The sequence below is a fragment of the Gemmatimonadota bacterium genome, from assembly GCA_016720805.1.
Lineage (GTDB): Bacteria > Gemmatimonadota > Gemmatimonadetes > Gemmatimonadales > GWC2-71-9 > Palsa-1233.
In genome coordinates this window covers 13,329-37,071 of the sequence record JADKJZ010000005.1, presented here as the reverse complement: position 1 = coordinate 37,071, position 23,743 = coordinate 13,329, and the positions used below count along the sequence as shown (strand labels likewise).

25 protein-coding genes are annotated in these 23,743 nt (G+C 66.3%); 17 read left to right on the top strand and 8 right to left on the bottom strand.

Annotation, left to right across the window (positions count from 1 at the left end):
• Nucleotides 1-349: 349 nt before the first annotated feature.
• The 10 genes from mnmG to IPP98_06225 all read left to right on the top strand — a co-directional run bounded on the left by mnmG (nucleotide 350) and on the right by IPP98_06225 (nucleotide 11,501).
• Nucleotides 350-2,215, top strand: a complete 1,866-nt coding sequence (mnmG, locus tag IPP98_06270) for a tRNA uridine-5-carboxymethylaminomethyl(34) synthesis enzyme MnmG (protein MBL0178719.1) — start codon at nucleotides 350-352, stop codon at nucleotides 2,213-2,215.
• Nucleotides 2,216-2,941: 726 nt separating this feature from the next.
• Nucleotides 2,942-3,745, top strand: a complete 804-nt coding sequence (locus tag IPP98_06265) for a ParA family protein (protein MBL0178718.1) — start codon at nucleotides 2,942-2,944, stop codon at nucleotides 3,743-3,745.
• Nucleotides 3,742-4,629, top strand: a complete 888-nt coding sequence (locus IPP98_06260; protein MBL0178717.1) for a ParB/RepB/Spo0J family partition protein — start codon at nucleotides 3,742-3,744, stop codon at nucleotides 4,627-4,629. The genes IPP98_06265 and IPP98_06260 overlap by 4 nt, the downstream gene beginning before the upstream one ends.
• An 80-nt stretch (nucleotides 4,630-4,709) precedes the next feature.
• Nucleotides 4,710-5,687, top strand: coding sequence for a BMP family protein (locus tag IPP98_06255; protein ID MBL0178716.1), 978 nt, complete (start codon nucleotides 4,710-4,712; stop codon nucleotides 5,685-5,687).
• Complete coding sequence (locus IPP98_06250) at nucleotides 5,684-6,451, top strand: Nif3-like dinuclear metal center hexameric protein (protein ID MBL0178715.1); 768 nt, start codon at nucleotides 5,684-5,686, stop codon at nucleotides 6,449-6,451. Before IPP98_06255 ends, IPP98_06250 begins: the two co-directional genes overlap by 4 nt.
• An 85-nt stretch (nucleotides 6,452-6,536) precedes the next feature.
• Nucleotides 6,537-7,913: an ATP-binding cassette domain-containing protein gene (locus IPP98_06245; GenBank protein MBL0178714.1), complete on the top strand. Its 1,377-nt coding sequence runs from the start codon at nucleotides 6,537-6,539 to the stop codon at nucleotides 7,911-7,913.
• Nucleotides 7,910-8,947, top strand: a complete 1,038-nt coding sequence (locus IPP98_06240; GenBank protein ID MBL0178713.1) for an ABC transporter permease — start codon at nucleotides 7,910-7,912, stop codon at nucleotides 8,945-8,947. Before IPP98_06245 ends, IPP98_06240 begins: the two co-directional genes overlap by 4 nt.
• 79 nt (nucleotides 8,948-9,026) lie before the next feature.
• Nucleotides 9,027-9,209 (top strand): hypothetical protein, encoded by a 183-nt coding sequence (locus tag IPP98_06235; GenBank protein MBL0178712.1) that lies wholly within the window; start codon nucleotides 9,027-9,029, stop codon nucleotides 9,207-9,209.
• Nucleotides 9,210-9,688: 479 nt separating this feature from the next.
• Complete coding sequence (locus tag IPP98_06230) at nucleotides 9,689-10,027, top strand: hypothetical protein (protein ID MBL0178711.1); 339 nt, start codon at nucleotides 9,689-9,691, stop codon at nucleotides 10,025-10,027.
• Nucleotides 10,028-10,091: 64 nt separating this feature from the next.
• Entirely contained in the window at nucleotides 10,092-11,501 is a 1,410-nt protein-coding gene (locus IPP98_06225) for a sulfatase-like hydrolase/transferase (protein MBL0178710.1), read from the top strand.
• Here the strand turns inward: IPP98_06225 and IPP98_06220 are convergent.
• Nucleotides 11,476-11,904 carry a hypothetical protein gene (locus IPP98_06220; GenBank protein MBL0178709.1) on the bottom strand — a complete coding sequence of 143 codons (429 nt, stop codon included), beginning with the start codon at nucleotides 11,902-11,904 and terminating at the stop codon, nucleotides 11,476-11,478. The two genes, IPP98_06225 and IPP98_06220, sit on opposite strands and share 26 nt — an antisense overlap.
• Before the next feature lie 161 nt (nucleotides 11,905-12,065).
• Between IPP98_06220 and IPP98_06215 the strand changes: the two genes are divergently transcribed.
• Nucleotides 12,066-12,407: a hypothetical protein gene (locus tag IPP98_06215; GenBank protein ID MBL0178708.1), complete on the top strand. Its 342-nt coding sequence runs from the start codon at nucleotides 12,066-12,068 to the stop codon at nucleotides 12,405-12,407.
• Nucleotides 12,408-12,705: 298 nt separating this feature from the next.
• Nucleotides 12,706-13,146 (top strand): hypothetical protein, encoded by a 441-nt coding sequence (locus IPP98_06210; protein ID MBL0178707.1) that lies wholly within the window; start codon nucleotides 12,706-12,708, stop codon nucleotides 13,144-13,146.
• A gap of 44 nt (nucleotides 13,147-13,190) precedes the next feature.
• Here IPP98_06210 and IPP98_06205 read toward each other — a convergent pair whose 3' ends face one another.
• The 7 genes from IPP98_06205 to IPP98_06175 form a co-directional block, all read right to left on the bottom strand.
• Nucleotides 13,191-13,673 carry a hypothetical protein gene (locus tag IPP98_06205; protein ID MBL0178706.1) on the bottom strand — a complete coding sequence of 161 codons (483 nt, stop codon included), beginning with the start codon at nucleotides 13,671-13,673 and terminating at the stop codon, nucleotides 13,191-13,193.
• 65 nt (nucleotides 13,674-13,738) lie between these two features.
• Entirely contained in the window at nucleotides 13,739-15,004 is a 1,266-nt protein-coding gene (locus IPP98_06200) for a PcfJ domain-containing protein (protein ID MBL0178705.1), read from the bottom strand.
• A 284-nt stretch (nucleotides 15,005-15,288) separates the two neighbouring features.
• A complete protein-coding gene (locus IPP98_06195) occupies nucleotides 15,289-15,618 on the bottom strand; it encodes a hypothetical protein (GenBank protein ID MBL0178704.1) in 330 nt (109 codons plus the stop codon).
• On the bottom strand, nucleotides 15,615-15,869 hold the full coding sequence (locus IPP98_06190) for a hypothetical protein (GenBank protein ID MBL0178703.1): 255 nt from the start codon (nucleotides 15,867-15,869) through the stop codon (nucleotides 15,615-15,617). The genes IPP98_06195 and IPP98_06190 overlap by 4 nt, the downstream gene beginning before the upstream one ends.
• Nucleotides 15,866-17,518 carry an ATP-dependent Clp protease ATP-binding subunit gene (locus tag IPP98_06185; GenBank protein ID MBL0178702.1) on the bottom strand — a complete coding sequence of 551 codons (1,653 nt, stop codon included), beginning with the start codon at nucleotides 17,516-17,518 and terminating at the stop codon, nucleotides 15,866-15,868. The genes IPP98_06190 and IPP98_06185 overlap by 4 nt, the downstream gene beginning before the upstream one ends.
• Nucleotides 17,519-17,642: 124 nt before the next feature.
• Nucleotides 17,643-17,936, bottom strand: a complete 294-nt coding sequence (locus IPP98_06180) for a hypothetical protein (protein MBL0178701.1) — start codon at nucleotides 17,934-17,936, stop codon at nucleotides 17,643-17,645.
• Nucleotides 17,937-17,942: 6 nt separating this feature from the next.
• Complete coding sequence (locus IPP98_06175) at nucleotides 17,943-18,377, bottom strand: hypothetical protein (protein ID MBL0178700.1); 435 nt, start codon at nucleotides 18,375-18,377, stop codon at nucleotides 17,943-17,945.
• Between the two features lie 172 nt (nucleotides 18,378-18,549).
• Here IPP98_06175 and IPP98_06170 point away from each other — a divergent pair, with 172 nt between their 5' ends.
• The 5 genes from IPP98_06170 (at nucleotide 18,550) to IPP98_06150 (ending at nucleotide 23,732) form a co-directional block, all read left to right on the top strand.
• Complete coding sequence (locus IPP98_06170; GenBank protein ID MBL0178699.1) at nucleotides 18,550-18,996, top strand: YbjN domain-containing protein; 447 nt, start codon at nucleotides 18,550-18,552, stop codon at nucleotides 18,994-18,996.
• Nucleotides 18,997-18,998: 2 nt separating this feature from the next.
• Entirely contained in the window at nucleotides 18,999-20,579 is a 1,581-nt protein-coding gene (locus tag IPP98_06165) for a hypothetical protein (GenBank protein ID MBL0178698.1), read from the top strand.
• A 691-nt stretch (nucleotides 20,580-21,270) separates the two neighbouring features.
• A complete protein-coding gene (locus IPP98_06160; protein ID MBL0178697.1) occupies nucleotides 21,271-21,531 on the top strand; it encodes a hypothetical protein in 261 nt (86 codons plus the stop codon).
• A gap of 198 nt (nucleotides 21,532-21,729) precedes the next feature.
• Entirely contained in the window at nucleotides 21,730-22,119 is a 390-nt protein-coding gene (locus IPP98_06155) for a TerB family tellurite resistance protein (GenBank protein MBL0178696.1), read from the top strand.
• Between the two features lie 164 nt (nucleotides 22,120-22,283).
• Nucleotides 22,284-23,732, top strand: coding sequence for a hypothetical protein (locus IPP98_06150; protein MBL0178695.1), 1,449 nt, complete (start codon nucleotides 22,284-22,286; stop codon nucleotides 23,730-23,732).
• Nucleotides 23,733-23,743 lie beyond the last annotated feature (11 nt).

The window sequence follows — 23,743 nt, the reverse complement described above, 5'->3', positions numbered from 1 at the left end:
GCGCAGCCAAACGGCTGCGCCCCTCATTTGGTTTGCGCGCTCGACGAGGCCTCGCGCCCGCGACCCCGCCGCCGTGCGCCCCGGCTGAGATCCTAAGCGGGCCCGGCGCTGGGGGGCCGGGCGAGCGGGTTCCGTGTCGTCGAGCCCTCCCCTCCGCCGGATGTGCCGATTGCGGCGCCCCCGGCATGCTGTATAGGGGGCGCCGCGGCGAAGACGCTTGGAACACGCGAGACCGGAGCCCCCAGGCTGGGCCCGCCCCCCAAAGCGGGGATCTCAACGCCGGCGCCGCGCAATGACATGCGCGGCTGGGGGGCATCTTCGCATGGCCCGCCCCCACGTAGATTGTCGCATGCACTGTGATGTCCTCGTCCTGGGTGGCGGTCACGCCGGCACCGAAGCGGCCGCGTTGGCGGCGCGCTCCGGCGCGCGGGTGATCCTGCTCACGCAGCGGCTCGACACCATCGGCCAGATGTCGTGCAACCCGGCGATCGGCGGCATCGCCAAGGGGACCATCGCGCGCGAGGTCGACGCCCTCGGCGGGATCATGGGGCGCGCGACCGACCGCGCGATGATCCAGTTCCGGATGCTGAACCAGAGCAAGGGTCCCGCAGTCGCGAGTCCGCGCGCGCAGTGTGATCGCACGCTGTATCGCCGTGCGGTGCGTTCGCTGCTCGAGTCGCTGCCAGTCACGCACCCGGTGCAATTGGCGGAGGGGACCGCTGCGCGCTTCCTGATCGAAGGCGGCGCAGTCGTCGGCGTGCTCACGGATGACGGTGTGTCGGTGCGTGCGCGTTCGGTGGTGATCACGACCGGGACGTTCCTGCGCGGGCGCATTCACGTCGGCACGTCGCACACGATTCCCGCGGGCCGCGCCGGTGAGCCGCCCTCGGTCGAACTCTCGGAACACCTTGCTGCGCTTGGGTTAGCGGTTGAACGCTTCAAGACCGGCACGCCGCCGCGCGTCGATGGCCGGACCATCGACACCTCGGTGATGGCGCGTCAGGATTCCGATGCCGTGCCGTACTGGTTCTCCTCCCACGTGCGCGCACCGCATCCGGCACAGCGTCCCTGTTGGCTGACCTGGGCGGGTGATCCGGTGAAGGCACTCATCACCCGGCACCTCGCCGACTCGGCGCTCTATGGCGGCGCGATCTCCGGTCGTGGTCCGCGTTACTGTCCGAGTGTCGAGGACAAGGTGGTGAAGTTCCCCGACGCCGCGCGCCATCAGGTCTTTCTCGAGCCCGAAGGACTCGACACCGACGAACTCTATGTCGGAGGACTCTCGACGTCGCTGCCCCCTGACGTGCAACTGCAGATGCTGCGATTGATTCCGGGCATGCAGCAGGTCGAGATGACGCGCGCGGGGTACGCGATCGAGTACGACTACCTGCCACCGACGCAGTTGGATCGGCATCTCGCCGTGAAGGCGATCCCCGGGCTCTACACCGCCGGGCAGATCAACGGGACGACCGGATATGAAGAGGCCGCAGGGCAGGGAGCGGTCGCCGGGATGAACGCGGCAGCGTGGGCGCTCGACCTGGAGCCCATCGCCATCGGCCGGAGCGAGGGGTACTGCGGCGTCTTGGTGGACGACTTGGTGTCCAAGGGCGTCGACGAACCGTATCGGCTATTCACTTCTCGCGCTGAACATCGTCTTATGTTGAGGCAGGACAACGCGTTACGGCGCATGTTGCCGATTGCGACGGCCCGGAACCTCTGGTCGGACGGTGAGCGGGCTGCTGCCGAGGAGCGATTGGAGCGTGAGGAGGCGGTGGGCCGGCTCGCCGTGGAGACGGCGGTGTCGCCGGCGCAGGCGAACGGGATCCTCGCGGCGAGTGGAAGCAATGGGATCAGCGAGCCGGTGCGGATCGCGGAGCTGGTGAAGCGTCCGGGGGTGTCGCTGGTGGCACTGTTCGAGGCGGCGGGGGTCGACGTGGGCGCCGACGATTGCGAGTGGTCGGCGATCGAGCTTCGCTATGGCGGTTACCTGGCCAGGGAGCGAGTCGTCGCCGAGAAGTTGGTGCGGCTTGAGGCAACACCGTTGCCGGCGGATTTGCCGTGGCGGCAGATGGAGCGGCTTTCCTGGGAGGCTCGCGAGAAGTTGGCGCGGGTGCAACCGACGACGCTGGCGCAGGCTGGGCGGGTTCCGGGGGTTTCCCCGGCGGATCTGCAGCATCTGCTGGTCGAAGTGCTTCGTCGGGAGCGCGTGAAGTAGCTGTTTCACGTGAAACGGGGGCGGCGATGATCGATGATCGATGGTCGATGGTCGATGGTCGATACCACTGCTGGGCGGGCCCGGCCTGGGGGCTCCGGCCTAGCCGGGGCGCGCGGGTCGGGGTTCGCTGACGCTGCGGTCCGACGTCGCACGCCGGCGGGGCCCAAGCCCGAGTGACGGATGGTCACCCGGCGAGCGACTGGACGGTCCTCGCGTCCACGACCCCGACTCCGCGCGCCCCCCAGCATCGCACCGCATCCTCAGCGGGCCCGGCGCTGGGGGGCCGGACGAGCGGGTTCCGTGTCGTCGAGCCCTCCCCTCCGCCGGACGTGCCGATTGCGGCGCCCCCGGCATGCTGTATAGGGGGCGCCGCGGCGAAGACGCTTGGAACACGCGAGACCGGAGCCCCCAGGTCGGGCCCGCTGCACACTGGGGGTCGCCCCCGCGGGAGGCGCACGGGTCGGGGCTCGCTGACGCTGCGGTCCGACGTCGCACGCCGGCGGGGCTGAGGCCCGACTGACAGATGGTCACCCGGCGAGCGACTGGACGGTCCTCGCGTCAACGACCCCGACTCCGCGCGCCCCCCGCCTACCTCGACCATCGATTATCCATAATCCCTTGTTCGCCGTTCGCGGTACCCGTTTCACGTGAAACTCTGGCCTCCCGCTATCCGTCCCGACCAAACCCCCATATCTTTCGGAGTTAGCTTCTCCCACCGGACTCCCCATGGCCCGTACCATCGCGATCGCCAACCAGAAGGGTGGCGTCGGCAAGACCACGACTGCTGTCAACCTCGCCGCCTCTCTGGCCATCGCGGAGCGGAAGACCCTGCTCATCGACGCCGACCCCCAAGGGAACGCCACGTCTGGGGTCGGGATCGAGAAGGGGAGCGTGGAACGGTCGCTCTATGACATTCTGATTGATGGACTTAGCGTCAAAGATGTGGTGCGGCAGGACCCCCAGCTCCCCTTCCTGCATGTCCTTCCGGCCACCCAGGATCTCGTCGGCGCCGAGCTCGAACTCATCGGCATGCCGAATCGGGAGACCATTCTGCGCGGCGTCATCGACGCCATTCAGGATGACTACGAGTACATCCTGATCGACTGCCCCCCCTCGCTCGGCCTGGTGACCCTCAACGTCCTCACGGCCGCCGATGCGGTCATCATTCCGATCCAATGCGAATACTACGCGTTGGAGGGTATCTCACAGCTGCTCAACACGATACGCGTCGTCCAGCAGAACTTCAATCCGGACTTCCAGATCGAAGGCGTCCTCCTCACGATGTACGACAACCGTCTCAACCTCTCGAAGCAGGTCGTCACTGAGGCGAAGGAGTATTTCGGCGCGAAGGTCTTCCGCACCGTGATTCCGCGAAACGTGCGCCTGGCCGAGGCGCCGTCGTTCGGCAAGCCGATCCTCCTGTACGATGTGCAGTCGATCGGCGCCAAGAGTTACCTGGCCGTCGCGCAGGAGTTGATGAAGCGCACGGTCGGTCTCACCAAGGGCCGCAGCGGGGGAGGCGCGACATGAGCGACTCAAAGCGGTTGGGGCGCGGACTCGAGTCGCTGCTCGGTCCGATCTCGCGTGAGCAGGCCGAGGCAACTGGTGCGCTGCGCGAAATCGCCGTTGGCGCGATCTCCGCGAATCCGTATCAGCCGCGTCGGACCTTCGACGAGGACGCGCTCGCCGAACTCACCTCGTCGATCGAGGCGTCGGGATTGTTGCAGCCGATCGTGGTGCGTCCGGTCGGGAATCGCTACGAGTTGATCGCCGGCGAACGCCGCTGGCGTGCGGTGCAGCGCCTGGGGTGGGCCAAGGTCTCCGCGGTCGTTCGCGAGTTCGATGATCGCACCGCGCTCACGCTCGCCCTGATCGAGAACCTGCAGCGCGACGATCTTTCCGCGCTCGACGAAGCCGCCGGCTATCAACGGCTGATGGCGGAGTTCTCGATTCCGCAGGCCGAAGTGGCGCGGCTCGTTGGCAAGGATCGCTCGACCATCGCCAACACGCTGCGCCTGCTGAAGTTGCCCGCCGATGTGCAGGAGCTGCTCGCCGGGAAGCATCTCGCCGAGGGGCATGCGCGCGCGTTGCTCGCGATCGAGGATCAACGCGAGATCTCGCGTCTGGCGCAGGAAGCGGTCGAGAAGGGGTGGTCGGTGCGCGAGGTCGAGGCGGTAGTGCGCGGTGAGGCACCCGAGAAGGCGCGCGGCAAGATGATGAAGAAGCCACCCGCGGCGAAGTCGTCGTCGGCCGATGCGCGCCGCATCGAAGACGCTCTGCGCAAGCGCCTCGGCACCGACGTCCGCCTCACCGCCAAGCGGCGCGGGCGCGGCCTCCTCGCCATTTCGTATTACTCCAACGACGATCTCGCGCGCCTGCTCGAGATGCTCCTCGGGGCGCCATTCGAAGGGTGACGCGAACCACCCGCCGGGTGGCGGGGTAGCACCCAGTTCCTGATTCGACTTCGACAGCCGACCCTCACCCAGGTCCTGGCATGCGCCGTCTCCTTCTGCTGTCCGCACTCCTGCTCGTCGGCGCGTGTGCGCCGAAGCCATCGGCCAACGACGGCGCGTTCCGCGTGGCGCTGATCACGCCCGGATCCATCGCCGATGCGGCGTGGAATGCCGGGGCCTTCGCGGGGCTCGAGCAGATCAAGGACTCGCTCGGCGCAGCCATCTCGCACATCGAGGCGCGCACCCCGGCCGACCAGGAAGAGGCACTCCGCTCGTACGCGGCCGCCGGCTACACGATGGTGTACGGACATGGCTACGAATTCCAGGCGCCTGCCGAGCGCGTCGCGAAGGATTTCCCCAACACCGTCTTCGTGATCACCTCGGGGCAGCAGGTCGCCGGGAAGGTGGTGCCGCTGGTCTTCCGCATTCACGAAGCCACCTACCTCGCCGGGATGGTGGCCGGCGCACTCACCAAGAGCGGCAAGATCGGCTTCGTTGGCGGGATGGAGTTGCCACCGATCAAGCTCGGCTACGATGGCTGGGTGCAGGGCGCGCAGGCGACGCATCCCGGCGTCGAGACGCGGCTCACCTACCTCGGCAATTTCGATGACGCCGCCGCCGGCAAGGAAGCGGCGCTTGCGATGATCCGCCTCGGCGTCGACCAATTGCACCACAACGCGGATGCGGCGGCCATTGGCCTCTTCGGCGCCGCGAAGGAATCGCCCAATGTTTATGTCTATGGGGCGAATGCCGACCAGACCGCGCTCGCGCCCGAGCGGGTGGTCGGCTCGGCGGTGCTCGACCTGCCGCGCGCGATGCTCCTGGTGGCGCGCGAGGTGAAGGAGAACCGCTTTACGCCGCGCGTCGAGTCATTCGGACTGGAGAGCGGCGTGATCTCCTTCGCCACGAACCCGGCGCTCACGCGCATCTGGCCCACCGGGCTCGCGGAGCGGGTGCAGGCCGCGCGCGATTCGATCATCGCGGGAACCCTCGTCGTTGCCGGAGTGAAGACGCCATGAGAACTGCCGCGCTGAGCGAGATGGTCGACTTCCTCGACGGCTACCTGCGGATCCGTGAGGTGCCCGACGAGTCGGGTGCGGTGAACGGATTGCAGGTGGCGAACGAGGGTGAGGTGACATCGATCGTGGCCGCCGTCGACGCGACGCAGCGAACCATCGACAAGGTGGTATCGGAGTGTCCGCGCGGCACGATGCTGCTGGTGCACCACGGCCTCTTCTGGGACGGCAATCGTCCGGTGACCGGCCGGCGCTACCGGCGGATCAAGGCGCTGCTCGATCACGACGTGGCGGTGTACAGCGCACACATCCCGCTCGACGTGCATCCCGAGGTTGGCAACAACGCGGTCCTCGCCAAGATGCTCGGCATCCTCGACCCGGTGCCGTTCGACAGCTACAAGGGAATGCCGTTCGGCGCGTCGGGCCACCTGATCTCACCGCGCGACTTGTTGGTGACCAGGCTGACGGAGCTGCTGGGCGACCAGGTGCACCTGATCCCCGGCGGCCCGGAGACGACCACGCGCGTCGGGATCATCACCGGCGGCGCGGGCGGTCGGATCGAACAGGCGGCCGCCGCGGGCCTCGACACCTACATCACCGGCGAAGGCGCGCACCACACCACCTTCGACGCGCTCGAGTACGGCGTCAACGTCCTTTACGCCGGCCACTACGCCACCGAGACGGTCGGCGTGAAGGCGCTCGCCCAACTGCTCGCGGAGCGGTTCGGCGTGGCGTGGGCGTTTCATGATCATCCGACGGGGCTCTGAGGATGATGGATGATAGATGATGGATGATGGATGGCTTGCGTGCATATCCATCATCCATCATCCATGATCCATCATCTCATACTCCATGCTCTCCCTCACCAATATCTCGAAGCGCTTCGGCGCCCTCCTCGCCCTCGACGACGTCTCCTTCGACGTTGCCGCCGGCGAGGTGCATGCGTTGCTCGGCGAGAACGGCGCGGGGAAGAGCACGCTGATCCGGATTGCGGCGGGGCAGATCTCTCCGGATGCGGGCAGCGTCCGGGCGCAGCATGCTGCGCCCGTTGGCACTGTCGCCCAGCACTTCTCCTCGATCCCCGCCTTCACCGTCGCGGAGAACATCGCGCTGGCGGCGGGGTGGCGGGAGACGGGGCGGGCGGCCGAGCGGCGCGCCGCGGAGGTGATTGCGCGGCTCGGGCTGCCGCTCGACGCGACGGCGGTCGTCGAGACGCTCTCGGTGCAGCTGCGGCAGCGGCTCGAGATCGTGAAGGCGTTGGCGGGCGATGCGCGGGTGCTGCTACTGGACGAACCGAGTGCGGTGCTCGCCCCGCGCGAGGTGACGGAGCTGTTGCAGCTGGTGCGCGACTTCGCGGCGAAGGGTGGGGCGGTGGTGCTGATCACCCACAAGCTCGACGAGGTGTTCGCGGCGGCTGATCGGGTCACGGTGCTGCGTCGCGGGAAGGTGACCTTCACCGGGCCAGTGGCAGGCGAGACGCCGGCGAGTCTCTCGCGCGCGATGATCGGCGGCGACCTGCCGCGCGTCGAGCGCATGGCGCCGGTGATCGGCGAGGTGGTGGTGCGCGCCGAGCGGTTGGTGGTGGAGCGGGTGCCACTCGACTTCGTGATCCGGTCCGGTGAGGTCGTCGGCGTCGCGGCGATCGAGGGGAATGGGCAGCGGGCGCTGCTCCGCGCCATCGCCGGGCTCGACGAGGCCGCGCCGCGGAGTGGGTCACTCACCGTGAGCGGGCCCGTCGCGTTCGTGCCGGAGGATCGCACTACCGAGGGAATCATCCCCGCGCTCACGTTGACCGAGAACATCCTGCTCGGCGACCACACCGCACCCTGGTGGCTCGACTGGCCGGCGCTCAGGGTGCGGACGGCCGAACTGCTTGAGGCGTTTGACGTGCGTGGCGGCGATGCCGATACCCCGGCCGCATCGCTCAGCGGCGGCAACCAGCAGAAGCTGATCTTTGCGCGCGTACTCGAGCGGGCGCCCAGGGTGTTGGTGGTGGAGGATCCGACGCGCGGCCTCGACGTGCAGGCCACGGCGGCGATCCATGAACGGCTGCGTGCTGCGGCGGCGAGTGGGGCGGCGGTCGTCGTCCACTCCTCCGATCTCGACGAGGTGCTCGAGATCGCCGATCGACTCTTCGTGATGGCCAATGGCACGCTGACCGAACTGCCGATCGGCACCCCGCGCGACGTGGTGGGCGATGCGATGCTCGCTGTGGGAGACACGACGTGACTACCTCCTCGCGGGCGGGCCTTCGCGATGCGATGGTCACCGGCGGAGCGTTCGCCCTCGGGCTCGTATTGCTCGCCCTCTTCCTCCTGGTCGCCGGCTTCGATGTGCCGCTCGCCCTCGGCGCGCTTTGGCGCGGCGCCTTCGGCTCGTGGTACGCCATCACCTCGGCGACACTCGTCCGCGCCACCCCGCTCATCCTGCTCGGGCTCGCCTTTACCCTCGGGAGCCGAGGCGGTGCACTCAACATCGGGATGGAGGGGCAGTTCGCCCTCGGCGCGATGGCGGCGGCGTGGGCGGGGACGCATGTCGGCGGGCTGCCGATGGTGGTGGCGCTGCCGATCGTGCTCGCGGCCGGGATGATCGGCGGGATCGCCTGGATGGCGGTGCCGGTGTTCCTCAAGCTGCGCTTCGGGGTGACCGAGGTGATCTCGACGCTTTTGCTGAACTTTGTGGCCGAGGCGGCGGTGAGCTGGGCGGTGAGCGGTCCGATGCAGGAGCCGACCCATGTCTATCCGCAGAGCGCGGCGATCGCCGCCTCGGCCCAGCTGCCGAAGCTGCTCCCCGGGGCGCGGCTGCACCTGGGGCTGGTGCTGGCGGTTCTGGTGGCGGTCGGATTGATGGTGTTGCTGCGCAAGACGCGCTGGGGCTTCGAGTTGCGCGCCGTCGGCGCGGGGCCACGCGCCGCCGAGGTGAGCGGCGGGATCCGGAGCGGGCGGCTGCTGGCGGTGGCGCTGCTGGCGAGTGGCGCGCTGGCCGGGCTCGGTGGTGCGGTCGAGGTCAGCGGCGTATCCTATGCGCTCTACCTCAATCTCTCCCCCGGCTACGGCTTCACCGCGATCGCAGTAGCGCTGCTCGGGCGGCTCCAGCCGCTCGGCGTGGTCATAGCAGGAGTGCTCTTTGGGGCCCTCGAAGCAGGCGCCGGGGCGATGCAGCGCGACGCCGGGATCCCGGCCGTGGCGGTGCAGGTGGTGCAGGCGGTGGTGATCGTGACGATGGTCGTGGCGCAGCGAACGGCGAACAGCGAACAGCGATGATGAAGCGGGGGTGTGGGCGGATCGATGATCGATCCGCATCCACCGGCGCAGCACCTGCGCTCCCTAACCCCTTTCGACCATGCTCGCTGCGCCCCTGCGCGGCGCCGCGGAGGATGCCGCCGGCGGCCTGGCCACCGGCAACACTGCGCCGCTCGCACCGGTCGTCCGCGACTCGGCCGGCGTGGCGATCTACGAGCATCCGGCGGATGCGTTTGATCGGGCACCACGCTTCGTGATGAGCAAGAAGCCGGTGACGAGGTGAAGGGGAGCGAGCTCGAGGTGACCTGACGCGGGTGTGAACCGCGTGCTCCTCGATGGACGAATCGTCTTGTTTGCCGAATGGTCCGTGGTGGCGGCGTCGTGAACGGATCGGCCGGGCCGGAGAGGGCCGGGGAATTCCGCGCCGGGGACGTGTCATGGCTTGGCGATCGGCGTCTGAGGATGGCGCGCAACCGCCTCTCCTTTGGTGCTGGGAGTGGAGCAGCCTGCGGGCCGCGGTGGCGTGTCGGCAGGCGGTGACGGGATCTCTCGACGACGGCTTGCCTTCACACCGATCTGGTCGCAGACCCCGGTGCAGTGGCGCCCGCTCGATTGGACGCGGCGCCGACCGTCGTGCTCTGTCCATCCCGGGCCGGCGCACTGGGGCGGACGTCCGCAAGCGCCGATCCTGTCACCAGTGGGGGGACTTCCTTGTCTCGCCTGCGACACTGGGCGTTGATGATGCGGCGATGGTGCGGTCGCGTGGCCGCCCCGGAGGCGGGCGCAGGCGGTCGACGCCGGCCCGAGGCGCGGGCGGGTGCGGCGCTCCCGAGTCGGGCGGGCGGCCCGGCGACTCTGCCGCTGATCGCCAGGGCGCTGTTGGCCCGGACGGCGTCGCCTGGATCAGGATGGCGGGTACATGTTGCCGAGACGACCTGGGCGTGGACCGCCGTCCAGAAGGACGGCACCATCCTCGGCCGCCTCGTCGGCACCGGCAAGGACCCGGTCGTCGCGTTCGGCGCCAATCGCGTGATGCTCAAGAGCGAGGACGAGGATGGCTTCGTGACGTTTCGGGTGCATACGCTGACGGTGAATCGATGATCGTCCATCGATGATCGATGATCGATCCGCATACCAACGACTTACGACCTACGACCTACGACCTATGACCTTCGCCACCAGACTCCGATTCGTCCCGATGCTCTTCCTCGCCGCCTGCGCCGGGGCCGGCTCCCGCAGCGGCGCCGGCGTGGAACCGCCCAACATCGTGGTCATCCTCGCGGACGACCTCGGGATCGGCGAGCTCGGCGCGTGGGGGCAGCAGGAGATCGCGACGCCGAACATCGACCGGCTGGCGCGCGACGGGATGCGCTTCACCGAGTTCCGCTCGAGTGCCGGCGTCTGCGGCCCGGCGCGCTGCTCGCTGATGACGGGGCATCACAACGGCACCTGCCGCCTCGACGACAACGACAACGACTACTTGCGGCCCGAGGACGTGACGCTCGCCGAGCGGCTGCGGAGTGCGGGGTACGCGACGGGGCTCTTCGGGAAGTGGGGGCTCTCGTGGGATGCCCGCCCCGAGTCGTGGCCGCAGGCGCAAGGCTTCGACGTCTTCTTCGGCTATCGCGACCAGGTGCACGCGCACAACTTCTATCCCGAGTTCCTGATCGACGGTACCGATTCGCTGCGCACGGGCAACGTGGTGCCGAAGCCGACCAAGATGGGAGCGGGTCAGGCAACGGTGAAACGGGCCTACGCCCCCGACCTGATGCGCGACCGCGCATTTGCGTTCGTGCGCGCCAACGCCGGCCGCCGCTTCTTCCTCTACTGGGCCACCAACCTTCCGCACATCCACAACGAGATTGCACGGAGCTCGCCCGATGGCGGCTACGAAACCCCGACGCTCGGCGCCTATGCCGACAAGCCGTGGCCGCTCCCCAAGAAGAGCTACGCGGCGCAGGTGAGCCGGCTCGATCAGGACGTCGGGGCAATCCGCGCGCTGCTCGACTCGCTCGGCCTCACGCGGAAGACGCTGATCGTCTTCCTCTCCGACAACGGCGCGACCTTCCTGAAGATCGCCAACGACGGTCAGAGCGACATCGCCGGCCGCTGGTTCAACGGCACCATGGGATACCGCGGCTTCAAGGGCGATCTCTACGACGGCGGGCTGCGCGTTCCCGGGATCTTCACCTGGCCCGGCGTCGTGAAGCCGGGCGGCAACTACGCCGGACGCGTCGACTTCACCGACCTGCACGCCACGCTGACGCAGGTCGCGGGGATGCCGGCGCCGAGCGACATCGACGGCCGCTCCTTCGCTCCGATCATCGGCGTCGGGGCGAGCTTCGCGCTGCGACCGTACCAGGTGTGGTACTCCCCCGATCGGAACCAGAGCGCGGTCCTGCGGGGCAACTGGAAGGCGGTCTGGATGCAGGACACCATGCGCGTCTTCAACCTGGCGCAGGATCCCGGGGAGCAGCGCGACCTGCGCGCCGCGCAACCGGCGATCAGTGCGCAGCTCGATTCGATCCGCCGGGTCGAGGATCGACGCCTCAAGCATCCGGTGAAGCCGAAGTGATTGAACTCGCGCTGGTCAGTGGCTTCGCGGCGGCGACGGTGCGCGTCGCCACGCCGCTGGCGCTGGCCGCGCTCGGCGAAACGGTGAGCGAACGCGGCGGCGTGCTCAACCTCGGCATCGAGGGCGCGATGCTCGCCGGCGCGCTCGGCGCGGCGGTGGGTGCGGTGTCATTCGGTGCGGCGGGTGGCGTTGCGGCGGGTGTGCTCGCCGGCGTCGCGACATCGGCGATCGTCGCCGCGGTCGCGATCGGCGCGCGCGCCGACCAGATCATCACCGGCACCGCGGTGACGCTCGGCATGACTGGGCTCACCGGGTTGATCGCGCGGATCGCCTTCGGCAATGCAGGCGCAGGGCTCACGGTGCCGACGATGGCGGCAGTGCCGATCCCCGGGCTCAGCGCCATTCCATTGATCGGCCCGGCACTCTTCAGCCAGTCGCTGCTCAGCTACGCCGTCTATCTGTTGGTGCCCGCGGTCGCGTGGCTGCTCTTCCGCACGCGGTTCGGGCTGGAGCTGCGTGCGGCGGGGGAATCGCCGAGCGCGGCGCAGCGCGATGGGAGTACGGGTGGGGCGGGTGCGGACCATCGGCACGTTGATCGGTGGTGCCTTCGCCGGACTCGCGGGCGCCTCGCTCGTGCTGGCACAGGTCGGCACCTTCACCGAGAAGATGACGGCGGGGCGCGGCTTCATCGCGATCGCCATCGTGGTGCTGGGCCGCTGGCATCCGCTTGGCGCCGCGATGGCCGCGCTGCTCTTCGGCGCGGCGACGGCGCTGCAGTTCACCTTCCAGGCGAGCGGGAGCGCGGTGCCGTATCAGCTCTTCCTGGCGCTGCCGTATTTGCTGGCGTTGGCGGTGCTGGCGGTGGCGGTGGGGCGGAGGAAGGGGCCGGCGGGGTTGGGGCGGTGACGACGGGAATCTTCAGCCGCGCATGTCAATGCGCGGCGCCGGCGCAGCCGGCGTGTGGTCGATGTAGCAAGGTGTGCAGGGGCGCCCGGGTCGGGGCTCGCTGACGCTGCGGTCCGACGTCGCACGCCGGGTTATGGGCCCATGCGCGTGGGAGAGAGGGGCGAGGCATGCCTCGCCCCTACGCGGTCCTCGCGTCCACGACCCCGATCCCGCGCGCCCCTCACCATCACAAGACTTGGGGAGCGGGTCGCCCAATATCCGCATCATGCAGCCGCGACTGTCAATCACCGAGGTTCCAATGTCCCCAAGCCGTAGTGTAGAAACCCTCGCGCTCGACCTCGAAGGTACCCTGATCTCGAACGCGGTCAGTCAGTTTCCTCGACCGGGCCTTTACGCCTTCCTCGAATTTTGTCGCGACCGGGTCTCGCACGTCCTGATCTACACGGCGGTCAATGAAGCCAGGTTTCGGGATGTGGCACGTCGCCTGGCTGACGAGGGGTCGGCGCCCGAGTGGTTCGAGACGCTGCCACACCTCCAGTGTACTGGGCAGTACAAGGATCTCCGATTCATCGAGGGTGCCGAAATCTCAACCACGCTGCTGCTTGATGACCTTGAGTCCTACGTACATCCGGAGCAACGGGAGCAGTGGATTCGAATTGCGCCGTTTGAAGCGCCCTACGCTGATGATGACCGGGAGCTGGTGCGGGTGATGGCACTGCTGGGAAGGCATTCCGCCTAGCACTGAAGGGATCCCGCTTGGGGGTCGGCGTCATGCCCCCTCTGCTACTCCGCGCGATCGCAGTCCACGAGCACCAACCAGTCGGCTGTATCGCGGCGGGCCAGGACGCCGAGCAAGCGCATGTGGTGCGAGACCAAACGCACCGGTAGCAAATCTAATTTCGGGGCGCCCAAGGCTCTGGCCATCTCATCGATCCCGCTGCCGGGCTTGTCGATAAAGCGATCAAAGAGCTTGTCCATCATCTCATTCGCGGGCTTGAAGGTTCGGTCCATCAGGAAAACGCCGTCGCGCCCACCGACGCTGCGGGCGTTCCGTTCGTCGAACCCGTACGCTGCATTCTTGAGTGTGACCAGCATCTCGGGTGAGCACCAGACCCCCTCCTTGCGAGCGGCCTTCCGGAGTCGCTCCGTCAGGGCAACGCGAAGCATGCGACCGTCGCGTTCGAAGGCATGGAACTCCACGAACGGCGCCCTGGCGAGCGCGGCTTCAATCGCGTGCACCCTCACTTTGACTTCTGCGATTTCCATTCGCCGCTCCCCCGGCCCCCAGTGCCGGGGCCACCCAACATCCGCCATCTTTAACCACAGCTCGGTTATGCCATGACTCTCGGTGAATGGCTACTCCGAGCCACATACCGTCGTGCCTTCTCCAGCCACGCGACGACCGCCTGCCGAGTGCTGTCCGACACCTCCCGATTGTCGCGCCCCTTGAGCTGCCCGAGTTGCCACTCCCGGCCATCCATGCGCAGTTCGACTGTCGCGCGCTGCGGGCGCAACACGCGATAGATGTACAACGACCCCAGTTGCACCAGCGGCCCATACGCGGCCACACAGTGGTGCATCGCCTTCCCTTCCTTGTCGAGCGCGCTGGACGACGTGAGCGGCGTGATCGACCCATCCTCGAGTCCAGGAAATGGCGGCGGCGGGAAGATGTCTCCGGTGTTGACCCGCGTAATGGGGACCGGCCGGTGCACAACCGGTTCCTGCCGCAGTGGCGCCCTCGGCCGCTGGTTCATCTGGTGCACCATCTCGGCGTGATCATGTCGGACGGCGGCAATGGACCGGTAGCGATCCAGCGGGCGTCGGAGAATCACCGCCATCCGCCCCAGATCCTGAAGGAGCATGAGGGTGTCGGGCTCGTGGTCCTCTGCCCGCTGATCCGCGACCTCTCGGCAGAGCGAGTCCGTGGCGAGTCGCTCGCCGTCGTCGGAATCGAGAAGCAGCAACACCCCGACATTGACCTTCGGCAGGTGGGCAAGGAACGCCGCTCTATCTGCGTTCCGGAGCAATCGGCGAACGGCGCGCAGCGCACCGACCTGAACCGAGGCCGTTGGAAGCTTCCGGAGCAGCCGGATCGTCGCCGTCGTGTCTCCGAGGCCAAAACGCGCGGCGATCAGGCGTTGGCGGCTTGCCACGAGCCGATCCATCTCTCCAGGAACCAGCGGCGGATGACCATCACCGAGGAATTCTCCGGCATGGGCGAGCATCCAGGCCAATGCCGGGGTGCTCCGCACCAAGTCGAGCATGCTCGGGTGCCGTGCGATGGACCGGAGTAGATGCAGGTGCGGAGGACGGAAGCGGACGACGTGTTCCAGAACCTCGAGCGGGATCCGGCTCAGGAACTCGCGCCAGGCGACCGCGGATTCTCCCGCCTGTCCGCCCACCGGCGCAGGGGCGACCGAAAGGAGCAGCAACTGCTCGGTCTCACGACCCCGTTTCCGGAATGGCTCCACCGGCGGGAGTATCCCGACCCATTCGTGGCGAGCAACGGAGACATCGATCGGGAACTCTTCTTCGCCGGCAGGTACTGCCAGCTCGCGGTACACCGACCGTACCCCGAGATCGGGCCAGGGAGCCACTCGGCAAAGGTCCCCTTGGGGCCGGTCCACCTCGAGACAGCCAGCGACGAATCGTGCCGGAGGGATGGAGACGGTCATGCTCCCGAGCCCCCACGGGTCGGGTACGGCGGCTGCAAGTACACTGGGGCGACCTGCTGGGTCAGATTGTGGGGCGGGGTGGGCAAAGGAGACTTTGCAACAATCGCTACGCCGCCGAGGGGGTGTCAACGGGGAGCAATTTCGGTCCCTGCCAAATGGTGGGGGATGGTGACTTGTGGAGGATTCGGGATCTCGTCCCGCAGTCCCTACCGCGCCGCCACTCCCAGCAGGCAATGCAGGTGGCACGCCATGTCGCCGATCACCTTGCGATCATGGCCCAGCGCATCGCGCCACGCCGTATCCTCGCCGGCCCGTCCCATGGCCCGCCCGAGGATGTTGCAGCTGTCGATCAGCGCGTTGTGGGCCGCGCTGCGAGTGGGGTCGAGCGCGCTCCGCCCCTCGCGATCCCGGAGCGCCCAATCGACGCGCAACCTGGCGTAACGGACGGCCGCCTCGATCAGGTCCTGCAGCAGGTCGTCGGCGCTGGTGTGGCCGCGGAGGGAGAGGAGGTGCTGGGCGACCTCTTCCCGCGTCAACTTCGACTCCGGCTTCCCGTGATCACGGCGAACGCCACACCCCACAGCACGGCCAGCAGCGAACCAAGCAGCAGCGGTGTGAGGGCCTCTTGCGGGATCTTGATCCATCCCGTGCGGTAGATCTGGGCGGCGACGCCATCCAGCGCCCGGGCGAGGAGTGGCAGATGCTGCCGCGCATGTTCCGTCAACAGTCCTGCAGCGACCACGGTCACCAAGGTTGCCGTGCCATGCGAGAGTCCATGCCGCGTCATGAGGCCACTCCGTCGTGGTCCGAAGCCCACCGAATCATCCCATCCTCCATTGCCGCGCTCCAGCGGCCCGGGGGTTGTGCCACCAGCGATTGCAGCAGGTACCGCTCGATGCTCCGACTCAGGTGCCTGGCACCATAGGCGGGATCGTAGCCGTTCCTCGCGATCCACTCCACCACCGGCGTTGGCACCGTGACCTGGTAGCCGGAGGTTGTCAGCCGGTGGATCACCCGGTCGATCTCCTGTTCGGCGATCGACGTGATGGCCGCCGCGCTTAGCGGCTGGAAGACGACGATCTCGTCGAGTCGGTTCACGAGCTCCGGCGCCATCGCCTCCTTTACCGCCTCCACCGCCTTCGCGTTGACCGTCTGGATCTGATCGCCACCGAGAAAGCCGAGCGGCGCCTTCCGATACGACTCGCTCCCCAAATTCGAGGTCATGATCACGATCACATCCGAGAAGGTTACGACCGTCCCCCGGGAATCGGTGAGGCGACCGGCGTCAAACACCTGCAAGAAGGCATTCCAGACCGTCGGGTGGGCCTTCTCGATTTCATCGAGTAGCAGCACGCAGTTCGGCCGCTCGGCGATGCGCGTTGTCAGCCAGCCTGCGGGCTCGGTGTAGCCCACATATCCAGGCTGCGGCCCCACCAGCCGCGAGAGTGCCCAGTCGTGGGCATACTCGCTCATGTCCAGTCGGATGCACGCCTCCGGGTCCCCATACACCGTCTCCGCCAGCGCCGTGCCGAGCGCTGTCTTCCCCACGCCGGTCGGCCCGACGAAGAGGAAGACACCGTCGGGCCGGACCGGATTGAGGTCAAGCTTGCGACGCGTCATGGCGAGTCGGTTGACGACACTCGCGATGGCGCCTTCCTGGCCGAGAATCCGTGATCCGAGCGCCGCGCGGACATCGGCGAGGTCGAAATCCGGCACCAGGTCGAGGCCGGCCTCCGGCATCAAGTCGAGTCGCGTCACGACGCGCTCGGGAGCATGTGCCGCCCGTGCGCAGCCGAGGTCGAGACGCTCCAGCATCAGGCCGGGGTGTTCGGACCGATCATCCGGCTCAGGTGGCTCAGTCGCGGCATCGAGAATCGCCGCGGGAATCTCCACCTGGTGGAAGGCGGCCAGCGCCGGCGCGCGTGCCTCCGCGATCGCGCGCAGGGCAGTCCGCGTGAGCGGCTCAAGGTCGATCACATGGAGGCGATCAACCAGACTGCGGTCGATCGTGCCGAGTTTGGTCAATCCTGCGGGCGTGAGTACCAAGATGCTGCGGCGGTTCGGATCGGAAACCAGGGCGTTGATGACACCGACCGATTGAGGGTCGGGGTACTCGCCGCCAAGTGCGCCGAGCAGGTCGGTGTCGTCGAGTGCGAGGATGATGGCGGGGTCGACTTCCTTGATGATCCTGCGGAGCGTGTTGGCGCGCTCCTCGCCGATCACGCGGTCCGCTCGCACCCGAAAGATGGGCAACTTGGCCAGCGGCGAGTTGGTGGGGAGCGTCTCGAGGTGCGCCGCGAGCGCGCCAAGGATGGCCGTGCGGCCACTCCCGAGCCCACCAACGAGTGCCACCGAATCTGGTTCATGCTGACTGAGGGCGTACACTAGTTGGCGCACGACGTCCTCACGATCGAGGATGTCGGTGCGCGGTGGCACGACTTCGATGCATCGGGTCAATGACGAGGGGATTTGGTGACGCGGCGGCTCGGTCTCTGCCGCCGGTGCCGCGGGCGGTGCGGCCGTCGCCGTTGTTTCCGCAGCAGGCGGCACGGCGGCCACCCTAGCAATCACCGCCCGCAGCAGGCCTTCGGGATCGTTCGCCGATCGCCAATCCGCCCAGCAGTTCGGTGAGGGCAGGTGACTCGACCGCCGGGCCCGAGGCGACTGGCAATCCCTTGAGCGCCCGCATCACCGCTGCCGAGGCCGAGTCGCCGAAGGCGGAGGCAAAGCCCGCGGCGTCCTTCCGGGCGAGGGCCGCCGCAACGTGCAGTGGTTCGATCACCCCATGGCCGGCCCGTTTCGCCTCGGCGGCGGCGTAGTCACGCAGGAGCTGTACGTCACGCGACAGCTGCATCGGTCCTTACTCCTCGTGAAAGACGCGGCCACCGAAGAGACTCTTGATCTTGTCGTCGATCTCATCGGCCGTCTTCGCCACCACGGCCGCGACGGACTTCAATTCCTCGGGGTCCAGGTACGTTCCGAGCAGGGTATGGGCAAAGTGGACATTGACCTTGCCTTCGTCCTCGATGGCATCGATCCGACCGAAGAGGTAGTTGCTCCCTTCGAGCGCGAGGTACTTGAACAGTTCGGGTGTGGGCGGGATGCCGATGTTGGTGGGTGCCCATACGCGCACCAAAGTCTCCTCGTCGTGCCACTCGCTCACCCGGACGAAGATGTGCGCCGAGCCGTGGCGGAAGTGGAAGTCGCCGTCCGAGTCGATGCCGACGCGCTCGACGAGGTCGGTGAGGAAGCGTTGGACCTTCTCCTTGGTTTGCAGCACGGCAACGGAGGCCATGGTGTGCTCCTGGGTGGTGGACGGGCGGGGTTTGAGGAGTCTCCTCCGAAATACCACCCAGCGCTTGCTCCGTCAATTCCAGAGCCGCCAGATGTCGGAGCTTGGCGGTTGGGGGTATTGTATCGTGGGGCGTGTGGTCGTCATGGTCGCATAGGGGATCGGGAGGCTCGGCATGGAGTTCAGATCTGAGGGGCAGCGAGTCACCTACGAGCAGGTTCGGGGCCTCATGGAGGAGCTGTTCGGCGACTTCACGCTGCGGTTCGACGATTCCCCGGTGATTCGGCTCGTCATGGGGTCGGCGGTGGTCGACGTCCGGGTGTTGCCGCTCGATGGCGTGGGAGCCGTCGTGCAGGTCCGCGCGGTGGTGGTGACGGGCGCCAAGATCCGAGGCGACTTGCTCGAGTACCTGCTGCGCGAGAATGGTCGGATGCCGTTCGGGGCGTTCTCGCTCTCCGCAGCGGATGAGATCGTCTTTGAGCATGGCATAGTGGGCCCGGGGTGTGACAGCACCCAGTTGTATGAGGCGGTCATGGCCGTCAGCACCACCGCTGATGCGCAGGACAACGCGATCGTGGCCCGGTGGGGAGGGCAGCGGGCGGTGGACCGGATGGGGGGATGAGGATGGCGCAGGGCGCGGCTACGCCCAGCCACAACCCCGACGTATCCTTCGGTTCCCGGCCTTCCTGCATCGAGTTGCCGATGACCATCAAGCTCTGGCGCGCGGGTGCCGTCCTCGCCCTGGCGGCCTGCGGAGGCGGTAACCCGTCCGGCGGCCCACCGCCGGCGACCACACTCGCCGTGACCTCAGCGGTCGCGACGCCCGCCAGCGTCCTTCAGGGCGACACCGTCCGGATCTCCGGGAGCGGCACCGCCAGCGACCGCAGCACGCCCACCGTGACGATCAGTTACCTCGGCAGCACCGTGGCGACCGGCAACGGGAGTGTTCAGGCCACCCTCGTGCCGACCGGCGGCGGTGGTGGTCAGGTTGTGGTGTCCAAGTCAGGGGTCACCAGTGCCACCCAGGGCTTCACCATCGGCTACACCCCGCTCACGGCCTCGGGCGTGCCGTCCCTCAGCAGTGTGCCGGTGGGGCAGAGCATCGGCTATACCCTCACCGGGCCGACCGGTACCGACAGTCTCGACGCGGCGGCCAGCGATGGCCGGCGCTTTGTGGTGGTGGGGAGCTCCGGCACGGTGCAAGTCCCGGTCATCCTCGCGGGGTCGCTGACCCTGATGCCTGCGGCCTACAACGCGACGGCCAAGGTGACCGGGACGCCCACCACCGTGACGGGAATCGCGATGGGGACGCTGCGGATACTCGTTACCGAGGTGACGGGGATGCCGTTGGTCCGGACCAACGTGACGGTGGGTGCCGAGACGATCAACGTCCCGGCCGACACGACGATCACGCGGCCCCAAGGCACCTATGCTCTCGGGATAGGAGGCACGCAGGTCGAGGCATACGTGTATGGGGAGATGACGGTGAACGGGGCGTGGCGGCCGCTCGCCAGCAATTTGCTCACGCACAGCGTGACGCTTGGCGCCGTCAACACGGCAACGATCACGCTCATCAGCAGGGGACAGCCGAACTTTAGCGGGACCGCGATGACCTCAGCGGGCGTGTGGGTTGGGGACGATGGCAAGTACCATCCCGCGCTCCCGGGTGACTGGTCGGTGGTGTTCATTGAAAACCCGACCGGAGCGCTGCTCCAGGGCTGCAGGGCCATGGATGCGAACGACCTCGCCCAGGCACTTACGAGTATTTCGCAGATGCAGGTTGAGGATGAAGCCGGCCCCGACGGTCGACGAAGAACGTATACGTACCTTCCGGGAGACCCACTTCAGACAGGTAAGTTGGTTGCGAACCCCAATGGAACTTACCGGCCTGCCCCGAGGACACGCGTCGGGTGCAAGACAGTCGCTGGCGGACAGAGCAACGCGAAGTTTTACGACGCCCAGGGGTTCCTTGAGGCGACGTTGGATCGTGCGAGCGGAGATGTTGGGGGGTGGACCTCCGAACAGAAAGGCGGCACCGATATGAGCTATGGAACCAAGGAATCCCCAAACCAGGACAGCCGTCACTGGGTGGGCGGCGGCGTCGTCCGCACGGCGATCGATTCTTTCGTCTACAACCACCCGATGCGCATTGCTTTCCGCGCAGGGAAAGAAGGCTACGGGTTGCTCAACGCGCCGGTACCCTAGGTCGTCTCTCCACGCTGCCTCGTCGCGCCCCTCGACGAGGATCGCTTCCGGGGTGCATGGGACGCCACGTCCGCCACCCCTTTCGGGAAGCGGGACCCGGCAGTATCCTAGGATAGGCGGCGCCAAGCGGGCACCCGGAGGATCAGGGTGGCCGTCCCCCCAGCGTCGCCAGTATCACCGAGATCATTCCGAATTTGCGCGCCCATCGCACCACAGCTCCTGGGCGGTCGAGGTTCATTTCGTGTCTCACCCTGGTCGCACCTTCTCAATCGTCGGCGTCCTCGTGGTCCTGGCAGCTGCCGTGGTCGGCGGCTTGGCGTTTGCGAACCGACGCGGCGAGACCGGAATCGATCAGGTGATGACGGCACCAGATCAGTTTGCAGGTCAAGTAATTCGCCTGCGCGGCGAAGTGGGAGAGGTAATTCCGATCGAGTTACTCGGCTTTAGTGGATTCCGGTTGGGTCGTGGGCAGGATGCGATTTGGGTAGTGGCCAGCAATGCCCCACCCGCGAGGAACACCACCGTGGTGGTCCGAGGGACAGTCCGCGCGGCCGGATTTGGCGACCTGATCCGTGTGGGCCCGATGATCTGGGATGCTACGGTCGAGCCCGCGCCTTGGCCGTGACTCCGTGGGCGCCGCCACTCTCATGGTGAGAGTGCGTACAGCGTCACACGATCATGCAAACCGGCCGTGACTGCCTCGGCCCGTGAGATCCTAGCCCAACTTCTGACGTTCGCCTCGTCGGCTGCCCATTACATCGGGGCGCTGCTGGGGTGGCTACTTGAAAAGCTGTTGCCGGGGATCACCATACCGGCCGACCTGATCGATCCGCTTGGCTACCTCGCGGTGTTGACCATCTTTCTTGTGCTGGTGCAGGTGGCGCGAAAGCTCGCTTCGGTCATTATCGCGGTGGGCTGGATCCTGATGGTCGTGAGGATATTGATGCTATAGGCTATGCATCACTACTCGATCCGACTGGCCTTCGGAGTTATGGACGGGCACTCCCGGGGGGCATCTTAATAATCAGTCAGCAGGGGATGCGGTGAGTTGCAAGGGAACGAGCATGAGCCGACCAGCCAAGTTCGATTGGGTTCTTCAAGGGCACGATTCGAGTGCCGCGCACTTTTTACCATGATTGGGAGCAATGTGATGACTGATCTAAATGCACTCTCCAAGGCCATCTTGCTGGACGGGAAGATCGATGCAGGTGAAGTCGCGGTCCTTCGCGGCGCCTTGTATGCAGACGGGCGTATCGATGCAGCAGAAGCGGACCTCCTCTTCGAATTGAACAACAAGTGCTCGGGCGCGGACAATGACCCAAGTTGGGGTGTGCTCTTTTCTGAGGCGATCTGCTCCTTCCTCCTGGACGACGATCGCACTCCTGGCGTAGTTGATGAGGGTGAAGCGGACTGGCTAATTCTCCGCCTTGAAGGGGATGGCAAGGTCGACGCGGTAGAGAAGCAACTCTTGGAGATGCTCGCCAAGAGGGCCACGGGTATGCCACCCCGCTTGACAGCCTTCATCGCCGCCCAGAACTAGTCATGTAGCGCATTGAGCGCCGCGATGGATGAACTCGCTGGTGCGGCGATAGATGTCGTTGCCACACTGTACTTGCATTGGCCAGTAGTGGGGCCAGGTCTTACGGGATGGGCGGCCGTCCCGCCACGTCCCAAACTTCGCCATCTTGATATGGGGCGACAATCATGAAGTTTGCTGCATTGCTAGGTGGCAGAATTTTCAGGTTGGGAGCGGTGCTCTGCGCACCCGCTCTTCTTGTTGGCTGCCCGCCACCGGAGATGGTCGTCGACGCCGAACTCCTCACGCGGTACCATGCGATGGCCTTTCCGGAAACGCCGTCGGTGACCACAAGAACGATTGACGCCTTTCTGGATTACTCCGCAGGGATGGGCGAAGGGATGCGGGCAACCGCCGACATCAATGACAGACTCAAGAATTTCTTGGGTGGTCGCAACGTTACATATTTCCGCGTAGGTGCGGTTGCGGAGCCAGCGCCGATTGATATCGCGTCACCGGCTGCAAATTTCATGGATCTGAAGAACTACGTTGATGCAGGATCACGATTGAAGGTAGCGCTCGACAGAATCGTGTCTCACCGGGACCGCGTGTCGCTCTTTGTGACCGACTTCGAGCGTGTTGAGGACATAACACTCAAGCAATCCCTGCCCGGCTCCCCCGCCCCGCACCCAATTGATGCATCGGCCTGGGGTCAGAACAACTTCAAGGAGTGGCTAACCGCTGGCAACCAGCTTGATATCTTCGCGACCCAGTACGCAAAACCAGACTATTGGTTCGACAAGAATCGCGCCAAGACATACCCGAATTGGATCTATACACTTGTCTTCACTCCGCGCGGCATCCTTGAATCTGACACAGCGTTCACGTCGTCAGTGGTTCCATTTCTAGAGGAACAGTACCGGAATCAAACCGCGGGCGTGACCAAGCACTTCGCGTACAACCCTGGTGCATTCACCGTCTCGCATAACACAGCAGCAACCGGGGGCAATGCCAATGAAAACGTCGTACCGCAGGAGTTTGCTCCGAGCCCGTCGAAGCGTGCCTTTGAGTACTACGACTTTAATGCCGAGGATTTGCTCGCATTCAACCAGGACGCAAGTCAAACGGATAAGCGTATTATCAGCAAAGTCCGGGTGGATTCGAAGGTATCCTTTTTAAAGGACGTCACCTTTGGAATGAAGGTCTACGACATTTCCGGCCCGCTTGAGCAACTATTTGACGCGGCGACTCAAGCCCCGCCCGAGGTCACGACGGATGTCGAGACAGGGAAAAAGGACACCGTGGCGAACAAGCCAATCGTCGCAACGTTCAGTCGCGGAGAGCCGACGGACAGCATGTTCGATTTTGTCTACAATAGTGAAACAAAGGAAGTCGGAATCAAGTTAAAGCCAGACTATTCCGGCAACGCCCGAACGGCCGTGTTTCAGATCGACATTGTGGTCGCGGCCGCGACGCTAGTGAGTTCCTCAGACCAGGAAGAGGTCCTCTCCCTCAGCTACGGCGGCGGGTACAAGATCCCTTCGTTAGGGTCCAGTGTAGGTCTAGCACTACGAGACGTTACTGCTAGCATCAAGGGTAAAGTGCTGTACACGTTCTACGTGAAGATTGCGCGATAGGCCACAGCTAC

What these genes read in the sequence shown, in the direction of transcription:
- IPP98_06225 (MBL0178710.1), top strand. Translation starts at nt 10,092, where the DNA reads ATGACCTTCGCCACCAGACTCCGATTCGTCCCGATGCTCTTCCTCGCC.
- IPP98_06180 (MBL0178701.1), bottom strand. Translation starts at nt 17,936, where the DNA reads ATGCAGCTGTCGCGTGACGTACAGCTCCTGCGTGACTACGCCGCCGCC.
- IPP98_06235 (MBL0178712.1), top strand. Translation starts at nt 9,027, where the DNA reads ATGCTCGCTGCGCCCCTGCGCGGCGCCGCGGAGGATGCCGCCGGCGGC.
- IPP98_06190 (MBL0178703.1), bottom strand. Translation starts at nt 15,869, where the DNA reads ATGACGCGGCATGGACTCTCGCATGGCACGGCAACCTTGGTGACCGTG.
- IPP98_06265 (MBL0178718.1), top strand. Translation starts at nt 2,942, where the DNA reads ATGGCCCGTACCATCGCGATCGCCAACCAGAAGGGTGGCGTCGGCAAG.
- IPP98_06170 (MBL0178699.1), top strand. Translation starts at nt 18,550, where the DNA reads ATGGAGTTCAGATCTGAGGGGCAGCGAGTCACCTACGAGCAGGTTCGG.
- IPP98_06250 (MBL0178715.1), top strand. Translation starts at nt 5,684, where the DNA reads ATGAGAACTGCCGCGCTGAGCGAGATGGTCGACTTCCTCGACGGCTAC.
- IPP98_06150 (MBL0178695.1), top strand. Translation starts at nt 22,284, where the DNA reads ATGAAGTTTGCTGCATTGCTAGGTGGCAGAATTTTCAGGTTGGGAGCG.
- IPP98_06155 (MBL0178696.1), top strand. Translation starts at nt 21,730, where the DNA reads ATGACTGATCTAAATGCACTCTCCAAGGCCATCTTGCTGGACGGGAAG.
- IPP98_06210 (MBL0178707.1), top strand. Translation starts at nt 12,706, where the DNA reads ATGTCCCCAAGCCGTAGTGTAGAAACCCTCGCGCTCGACCTCGAAGGT.
- IPP98_06245 (MBL0178714.1), top strand. Translation starts at nt 6,537, where the DNA reads ATGCTCTCCCTCACCAATATCTCGAAGCGCTTCGGCGCCCTCCTCGCC.
- IPP98_06255 (MBL0178716.1), top strand. Translation starts at nt 4,710, where the DNA reads ATGCGCCGTCTCCTTCTGCTGTCCGCACTCCTGCTCGTCGGCGCGTGT.
- IPP98_06175 (MBL0178700.1), bottom strand. Translation starts at nt 18,377, where the DNA reads ATGGCCTCCGTTGCCGTGCTGCAAACCAAGGAGAAGGTCCAACGCTTC.
- IPP98_06165 (MBL0178698.1), top strand. Translation starts at nt 18,999, where the DNA reads ATGGCGCAGGGCGCGGCTACGCCCAGCCACAACCCCGACGTATCCTTC.
- IPP98_06260 (MBL0178717.1), top strand. Translation starts at nt 3,742, where the DNA reads ATGAGCGACTCAAAGCGGTTGGGGCGCGGACTCGAGTCGCTGCTCGGT.
- mnmG (MBL0178719.1), top strand. Translation starts at nt 350, where the DNA reads ATGCACTGTGATGTCCTCGTCCTGGGTGGCGGTCACGCCGGCACCGAA.
- IPP98_06205 (MBL0178706.1), bottom strand. Translation starts at nt 13,673, where the DNA reads ATGGAAATCGCAGAAGTCAAAGTGAGGGTGCACGCGATTGAAGCCGCG.
- IPP98_06220 (MBL0178709.1), bottom strand. Translation starts at nt 11,904, where the DNA reads ATGGCGCTGAGCCCGGGGATCGGCACTGCCGCCATCGTCGGCACCGTG.